This is a genomic window from Microcoleus sp. CAWBG27 (genome assembly GCF_020883145.1).
GTDB lineage: Bacteria > Cyanobacteriota > Cyanobacteriia > Cyanobacteriales > Microcoleaceae > Microcoleus.
This window is the reverse complement of the sequence record NZ_JAHREU010000108.1, coordinates 1-7,810: the sequence shown is the minus strand read 5'-3', so window position 1 is coordinate 7,810 and position 7,810 is coordinate 1. Positions and strand designations below refer to the sequence as shown.

The window sequence follows — 7,810 nt, the reverse complement described above, 5'->3', positions numbered from 1 at the left end:
GAGGACTTTAGTCCTCTGAATATGCGGACTGAAGTCCGCACTACAAACACTTTTATTGTAAGGTTTGTAGTGAGGACTTTAGTCCTCTGAATATGCGGACTGAAGTCCGCACTACAAACACTTTTATTGTAAGGTTTGTAGTGAGGACTTTAGTCCTCTGAATATGCGGACTGAAGTCCGCACTACAAACACTTTTATTGTAAGGTTTGTAGTGAGGACTTTAGTCCTCTGAATATGCGGACTGAAGTCCGCACTACAAACACTTTTATTATAGGTAATTGACGGGAGATGATATGAGATCTTGTTGAAAATCAAAACACTGAAAGTTGACGAGACTGGTGGGGAGTGGGGTGTTCGCAATCAACCTGTCTGCATTTCCAACCCTATAAATTGGTTAATTTCAGTGAATTAAACAATCAATTAGTGCGGCTCGCAAACCTGCACTATTAAGCGTAAGGCACCGGATCTTTCAATCCCAATTCGTCAAAAGCAGCCAGCCGCAGCCGACAAGAATCGCAAACGCCGCAGGCACTTTCGCCACCTGAATAACAAGACCAAGTTTTCTCCCAAGGCACTCCCAACTTGTTGCCCAATTCAATAATTTCGGTTTTTTTCAGTTCGATCAAAGGTGTGATAATCTTAATAGCTTCTCCTTCCCTTCCTTGCTTTGTTCCCAACCGAAATACTTCCTGCATGGCTTGGATGTAATCGAGGCGGCAGTCGGGATAGCCGGAATAATCTAAAGCGTTGACACCGATGTAAATTCGCTGGGCTTCTAGAGTTTCGGCGTAGGCGAGGGCAAAGCTGAGAAAAATGGTATTTCTAGCTGGAACGTAGGTAACGGGGATGTTTTGCGACATTTCTGCTAGATTGCGATCTTTGGGCAATTCTATCTGATTGTCCGTCAAAGCCGAACCGCCCCACAGCGTCAAGTCAAAGTTTACCACCTGATGTGCCTTAACCTGTGCTGAAAGTGCGATCGCCCGTGCAGATTCTAACTCTCGCCGGTGTCTTTGCTTGTAGTCAAAGGATATCGCATAACATTCGCAGCCGTCGGCTTTCGCTTGATACAAAACTGTTGAGGAATCCAGCCCTCCCGACAATAAAATAACTGCTTTCACTTAAAACATCCTCGATTGCATCAGGTTTTATATTTTATATCAAATTATGTTGTCACTTGACAAGATAGGACGGCGGTTGAAACCGCGTCTACAAAAACTTTCGTCCGCCTCCGCGGACTGAAGAAGATAAAATAATTTTAACCGCATAGGACGGCGGTTGAAACCGCGTCTACAAAAACTTTCGTCCGCCTCCGCGGACTGAAGAAGATAAAATAATTTTAACCGCATAGGACGGCGGTTGAAACCGCGTCTACAAAAACTTTCGTCCGCCTCCGCGGACTGAAGAAGATTAAATAATTTTAACCGCATAGGACGGCGGTTGAAACCGCGTCTACAAAAACTTTCGTCCGCCTCCGCGGACTGAAGAAGATTAAATAATTTTAACCGCATAGGACGGCGGTTGAAACCGCGTCTACAAAAACTTTCGTCCGCCTCCGCGGACTGAAGAAGATTAAATAATTTTAACCGTCGAGTTTTCTTCAACCCGCGGAGGCGGGTTTTGTTTGTATAGAAGCAGTTTCAACCGCCGAGTTTTCATACAACAAGTCGTCTAGTTCGCGGTAATCGGGCAAAGTTGTATCAATTGCTTTACCCTGCCGCAAAACTGTGCGATCGCGCTGCGATCTAGATAACAATTCGCTAAAATTTCGCGCCTTAAACAAAATCAAATCTGCTGGCCAATCAACTCCGATTCGTCCTAAATTCGGCAATCCCATTAAGTCGGCTGGTGTGGTTGTGACTGTGCGCGGCCAATTTTCCCAAGGCCGATCTAAATGGGCGATCCGGGCTGCCATATTCAATACTTCCAAAACATCGTGATCGCCAAATCCATAAAACGGATCGCGACAATTGTCGCTAGCAACTGCGACGGGAATTCCTGCTGCTTTTAGTTCGTGCAGCAGCGTGACTCCCCGCCAGCGCGGTGTACGCCCAGATTGTCTGTCTTGCAGGTAAAGGTTGCACATCGGTAAGCTGACAATGCCAATATTTGCTTCCTTGACTAATGTCAAAGTTTCTGTTACTAAATCTGGCGGTTGTACGGCTAAACTACAGCAATGCCCGCAAATTATTTGACCTGCAAATTCATGGCGAATGGCGGTTTTTGCGACTTCTCGCAGTGTGGTTGATTCTGGATCGTCGGTTTCGTCGGTGTGGAAGTCGAGGTTTAAACCGCGTTCTTGGGCTAAGCTAAATACGCGATCGAGTTGTTTGTCTAAATCGGGATTCATGTAGGCGACGCCGCCGAGAATCCCGCCGATTTTGGCAATTTTGTCTGCTAATTTTTCACCCTCGGGTGTCAGGAAATAGTCTAGGGAAACTAGGGAAACTGCTTGCAAAATTAGCCGATCGCGCCATTCGGCCTGCAAGGCTGTAAATACTGCTAAACTAACGGTTCCCTGTTCTCCTGCGCTGTCGATGTGAGTGCGGATCGCCTTGGTTCCGTGGGCGTAGCTGCATTGGAGGCCGAACTGCATCCGCCGGTAAACATCCTCTGCATTCCAGTGTTTTTGGGCATCAGCCTGTACTGTGTCGATCGCGCTAGCAAACGTTCCATCGGGATTGGGCGATCGTTCCCAGATATGTCCTTTGTCTAAATGCGCGTGCATATCGACAAAACACGGGAAAATTAAGCCGCCTTGCAAGTCTACAATGGGGATATCTGCAAGTTGGGATAAAGGTTCCGTACCTGTGGGGATGATTTGGGCGATCGCGCCGCTGGCAATTTCCAGATCCACCAGACAAAAATTGCGATCGGCTGTTGTGGCGATAGTAGACGCTGAATTGGCGATCGATTTCATCTCTAGAAGAGATTCGGGTACGCGAGCATTTTTTAGTAAATAATTAGATTTATCTGGCACCATGAAATTTTCTCGTTAATATGTTATTGACTTGAAAGTTATTGAAGATGTCTGTTGGAGGCGCGCGTATCTGGTAATAATTCATGAAACAATCCCATGTATCATATCAAATCAGGTAGCCTCGTCCTGTATTAATCTCTTTCTTCTCTCTCTGTGTCCTCTGCGCCCTCTGCGGTCAAATCATTCCGATACAACCGGAAACGATATCAATGCTCTCATCAGCCCTCTTGTACTTAAATGATTGTGGATTATACAATAACATTATAGCAGCTTTAATAAACATAATATCTGTCAAATCCTGCTACAGGGATAAGCCCGTCACCGATAGCAAAATCAATTTAAAAATAGACACGGAGATTGCTTTGATAAAAGATCGCCTTCATGTATTGCGTTACTCTCTTCGGACAATACTAACCGAAGCATATCGCTCGATCTAAAATCCCCAATCCCCAATCCCCAAATCTAAAATCTAAAATCAACGGAACCGTATTGGTTTATATTCTTGGCAAAGTCGTGGATATTTCTAACTCACGGAAGCAGTTGGCGGTACGGGTAGACAATGAATGCAACGGTTCTAACGTGCTTAGTTCGGATATCTGCACTTGCCGTCCTGATTTGCTATACGGTATCAAAATTTGCATCCAAACGGCACAATCCGGTCGTTCTGGGGTGATTGTTTACTTCCGCAAGGAAGGGAGAGCTTTGGCGGAAGTAACTAAGTTTTTGGTGTACAATGCCAGAAAAAGGCTGGAAGGTGGCGATCGCGCGGCGATGCGTATTTTACTTGAACACTAATGTTGTGTTGCAGGAGTTCAAGATATGCAGTTTCAAGAACTAATGCCAGACGTGCTGCACTGGTTGGCCCTCGTATTGACCGTTTAGTTTCCCTGAACAATCTCAAATACAATGCTATTATCAATTCTGGCCTTCAAGTAGTCGATCGCCGACAACATTCCCGAAGATTGGATTCCCGCAGGCGCACAAGTCGAAATCGCCACCAAAAAAGCCTCCGGCTACTACACGCCAGACCCTGTGCCAGATGCTACAATTCTTGCAGAAGCGATCGGACGCGATGCCAGGAGATTCAGAGGGCAAAGACACGACTGTTCGGAAACAGTTGCGTCTTTGCCAAATTAAATTTATTACTGGTTTTTGATCAGTCAGGGTAGGTTATGGCTAATTTGCGTTCTACTGTGATCGTAAAAACAGATATTTGCGGATATACCGCCCGAGTTAAAAAATTATCTCAGTCGGACTTAAGTAGTTTGTTGAACGAGCATAAAACTTTTATTTCAGATATTAGTACCAGAAATGAAGGAAGTTTGATCAAAGGCGAAGGTGATTCATTTTGGCTGATTTTTCCCAGCGTCACAGCAGCCGCGATGGCAGCCTTAGAAATGCAGCAAGAATTGAGAACCCAACAATCTAGCAAATCGAACGACGAACGATTGGCTATTCGCGTGTCGATTACCTTGGGAGATGTCTTGCATCAAGATAAAGATATCTTTGGCGATACGGTCAATTTAACAGCGCGTATAGAATCAGTAACTCCCCAGGATGAAATATATTTGTCCCAAGCAGCATGGCTGGCGCTCAACAAAGCAGAAGTGCAAACATCTTTTGTCAACGAGTTTTCTTTGAAAGGAATGAGCGAACCTGAAAAGGTTTACAAAGTTGACCAAAGTTACAAGACGCGAATTGTGGAAAATCAAGCAATAATTAAAGCGGATTTGAGAGGTTTTATTGCTTACCAAGAATCTAATTCTATCAGAGATGTTGAATATTTGCTCACCAACTTTGATACTTTTGAAAAAAACATTTGCGAAGAATACGGTGGCACAATTCGCAGTATTGTTGGCGATTCGCATTTGTTAACTTTCCCAGAAGCTCACTCAGCCCTAGCGGCCATGGAAAGTTTGTGCGAAAATTGGAAACTTTTTATACACGGTCATAAAATACCTTGCGGTTTGTCGGTGGGAGTTGCTAAAGGAAATTTGTATATATTCCGGTCTTGCACTTACGGAAAAGATATTAACATTGCCGACAGGCTGGAAGATTTAAGCAAAATAGTATCTCCAGCTACGGAAAAGAATTCGGTAATAGTATCAGACCAAATAAAACGCGAAGTTAGTGGCTCGAAGTGGGAATACAAACTGATCAAAATCGATAAAAATGCGATCTTAGATAATCTGTTAGATTACAGTCAGTTTGACTTTTTTCAGGAAAACGATGTTTACCGATGTTTAGTTGTTTGACACTCCGCTGTCGTTCTACGGTAGTTTGTAGTGCGGACTTCAGTCCGCAAAATCGAGCAGACTCAAGTCCCCACGGGCGATCGCATTTAATTGCGGTTAATGGATCAAACACGATACAACCCTCTTTTGGGAGATAGTCAGGGAGTTGAATTTTCTGTTGATAGTTTCCGTCTGTGACTGCGTTTATCAACTCGTACAAACTCCGAAAAGTTCGATCGAATACTTTCAGTGTCTGTTGGGCTATATCAGTATTCAACCGTTGATAGTCCTCGTTTCCCTTGCATTAGTAATAGTTCCACTCGTAACGAACGTGTTTGCCAGATTGGAAGCAATACTATGTAACTGTATAAAACCATACACAGTAAAGTTTTGATCCAACCGACAGAGTGCTCGCAAGGTGTTAAACTCTTTGTGGCAAGTCCGCGTATCTGATTTTTTGAGTCAGGTAAATAGAGCTTTCCCTAGAAGTATGGCTAGTCTAGGAAAAGCCTAGCCAAAATGTAAAGCCGATGCTCAAAACACGGGGTTTCAAACCAAAAATTTTCGATGAAGTTGAATAATATAGAGCTAGAGGCTGTAAAATATCTGAGAACACCTGCTGCGATTCGCCAAAAGTGCGATCGGCTTTTTAACTTAGCCTCCGAAAATAAACTCAATTTCTTCTGTGTCGATTTATCCGAACTCGACAAAGCAGCAAATTATGCAATCAACACAACCCGCCAACAGTATCCCGATTTTAATATTCCGTTTCACAGTCGGTGGCGGCATTTTGAAGCCGGCAACCAACCGCGCCTCGCTCAATTCGATGCAGCTTTAACAGAATTTTCAGTCATAGAACAAGCTAAGATCAAATTTGATTTAGCCATTGTCAGCGTGTTACTCGATGCCAGTGCCGGCGCAGATTGGCAGTATTGCGAAGCAGAAACCGAAGAAGTTTACCGCCGTTCAGAAGGGTTGGCAGTAGCCACTTTTCGGATGTTTTGTCAGGGTATTTTTTCCAGCAATCCAGATTTTCCTTGGCAAGCCGATTTTCGCGGGCTTTCTCAATTAAAATTAGAAACCTTAGCGGCCGGATTTCAAGTAAGTCGAGACAATCCCCTAGTTGGTTTAACAGGCAGATTAGAATTGTTGCAGCGTTTGGGGAATGCAATTTGCCAACATCCATTATTGTTTGGCAGCGAGAACCAGCGTCCCGGAAATTTGGCACAATACTTGCTTGACAGTGTGGTTTCTGGAGTCAAAACTGTGGATTGTGCTGAAATATTGAGCGCTGTTTTGACAGGTTTTGGGGAAATTTGGCCGGGAAAATATGCCATTGGTGGCGTTAATTTAGGTGATGTTTGGCGGCATTCGGCTTTGCAAGGAGAAAATCTGGGAGATGAATTTGTGCCGTTTCACCAACTCTCGCAGTGGTTGACTTATTCGCTGTTGGAACCGCTGCAAGAACTCGGTTTGTACGTCGTCGGATTGGACGAGTTGACGGGATTGCCGGGGTATCGTAACTGCGGTTTGTGTTTGGATATGGGGCTGTTACGGGCAAAAGATTGGGCTATTTTTGAGCAGAGGTATTTGCCTGGTTCGGAAGTTGTAGTAGAATGGCGATCGCTCACTGTGATTCTTTTGGATAAAATTGCCGCAGCTATGAGAGACAAGCTGCATTTAAGTGCGACAGCATTGCCGCTGGTGAAGATTTTGCAGGGAGGAACTTGGGCAGCGGGGCGGAAAATTGCGACAGAATTGAGGGCTGGTGGAGTACCGCCAATTCACATTGAAAGTGACGGGACTTTTTTTAATAGTTGACAGTGGACAGTTGACAGAAGTCAAGCGTGAAGTCAGAAGAAGGAGGAAGGTTCGGAATGCAAGTCCGATGGCACTGAAAAAGTCTGACTGAATTGTTGTAGCAAGTATTTTTTAAAGCTGTATTTTTTTGCCAAGACATCGTGGTTAAGCGAATTCTAGTTTAATATTAGTCAATATTGATGTTAATTATTAGGTACGTTGTTGCGCTGAAGCGCTCTTTATAATACAATACGGTTTACTTAACGCTTTTGATGAATTTCATCTGACGATTTTTGGATTATAAAGAGGTGAAGTAGATATTAAGAAGATTTTACCGCAGAGAACACAGAGAACACAGAGAGGGGAGGGATAAAAGGTTTTTTTACGACATCCAAAACCCTCGCAATACTCTTCCCTCTGCGCCAAAAGCGCCCCAATACGGTTCAAAACTCTTCTCTTGATGGAGTGGATTGTATTTCAATACGGTTTACTTAATGCTTTTGATGAATTTCATCTGACGATTTTCTGGCAATATAGCCATTTTTGGCAAGTCATATTTTTCTTAAGTCAACTGTATTGCTTTATAATACAATACAGTTTACTTAAGATTGTCCTTATTGCTTTATATCTAAGAAAGAGCGCTTAAGCGCAACTACGTACCTTTATTGCAGTATCTATTTTTCGGAGGAGTTTCACGAATAGCAGTATATTAGTCAACTGTATTGCTTTATATCTAAGAAAGAGCGCTTAAGCGCAACTACGTACCTTTATTGCAGTATCTATTTTTCGGAGGAGT

The 7,810-nt window shown here is 43.7% G+C and carries 5 protein-coding genes; 3 read left to right on the top strand and 2 right to left on the bottom strand.

Going from position 1 to position 7,810, the window contains the following annotated elements:
• Positions 1–446 precede the first annotated feature (446 nt).
• Positions 447–1,121, bottom strand: a complete 675-nt coding sequence (queC, locus tag QZ938_RS31375; RefSeq protein WP_293158060.1) for a 7-cyano-7-deazaguanine synthase QueC — start codon at positions 1,119–1,121, stop codon at positions 447–449.
• A 479-nt stretch (positions 1,122–1,600) separates the two neighbouring features.
• Positions 1,601–2,983, bottom strand: a complete 1,383-nt coding sequence (locus tag QZ938_RS31370) for a cytosine deaminase (protein ID WP_293352491.1) — start codon at positions 2,981–2,983, stop codon at positions 1,601–1,603.
• A gap of 486 nt (positions 2,984–3,469) precedes the next feature.
• Between QZ938_RS31370 and QZ938_RS31365 the strand changes: the two genes are divergently transcribed.
• The 3 genes from QZ938_RS31365 to QZ938_RS31355 all read left to right on the top strand — a co-directional run bounded on the left by QZ938_RS31365 (position 3,470) and on the right by QZ938_RS31355 (position 7,035).
• The gene (locus tag QZ938_RS31365) at positions 3,470–3,775 is read left to right on the top strand and encodes a hypothetical protein (RefSeq protein WP_293352489.1); all 306 of its coding nucleotides are present in this window, start codon (positions 3,470–3,472) and stop codon (positions 3,773–3,775) included.
• 377 nt (positions 3,776–4,152) lie between these two features.
• The gene (locus tag QZ938_RS31360) at positions 4,153–5,235 is read left to right on the top strand and encodes an adenylate/guanylate cyclase domain-containing protein (protein WP_293156167.1); all 1,083 of its coding nucleotides are present in this window, start codon (positions 4,153–4,155) and stop codon (positions 5,233–5,235) included.
• Positions 5,236–5,781: 546 nt separating this feature from the next.
• Entirely contained in the window at positions 5,782–7,035 is a 1,254-nt protein-coding gene (locus tag QZ938_RS31355) for a URC4/urg3 family protein (RefSeq protein WP_293352487.1), read from the top strand.
• Positions 7,036–7,810 lie beyond the last annotated feature (775 nt).